The organism is Neisseria sp. 19428wB4_WF04 (genome assembly GCF_015235335.1).
Lineage (GTDB): Bacteria > Pseudomonadota > Gammaproteobacteria > Burkholderiales > Neisseriaceae > Neisseria > Neisseria musculi.
Map to the genome: position 1 here is coordinate 1 of NZ_JADGLG010000181.1, position 412 is coordinate 412.

At 32.5% G+C, this 412-nt stretch carries 1 protein-coding gene; it reads right to left on the reverse strand.

The window, feature by feature from the left end; genetic code table 11:
- Positions 1 to 11 precede the first annotated feature (11 nt).
- Positions 12 to 412 (reverse strand): hypothetical protein (locus IR141_RS12895; RefSeq protein WP_135037841.1); only part of this gene is annotated, 401 nt, incomplete at its 5' end.

The following is a 412-nucleotide window of genomic DNA, read 5'->3' on the forward strand; positions in this document are numbered from 1 at the left end:
ACCAATCACTCCTACTCTTTTATGACTTCTTCAATGAATGCCTTTAGTTGCGGGTCCATGATATCAATATCTTCTGGTTTTTTCGCATACTTCGTTAAGTCAATATTCCCACCACTACCGCCTATTTTAATAAGTTGCTTTCCCTCATTATCAAGAATATACATTTCTCCATTAGGTAAAATATATGCTTTATCTTTTCTAGGTTTTAGAATTTCTTCTAAACTGTTAACTCTAACAAGAACACCAGATTCTAAATCACCATTTGAATGATTTAAAGGAATTTCCCCACGAAAGCTAATTGGTGTCCTTGATAATTTAATTGCTAATGTTTCAATTTTTTCAAAATTCGGAACACTTTTGAATTGAATTAAGCGATACCCTGCTGGAGCTATAATTCTAAAAGGTTTAAGTG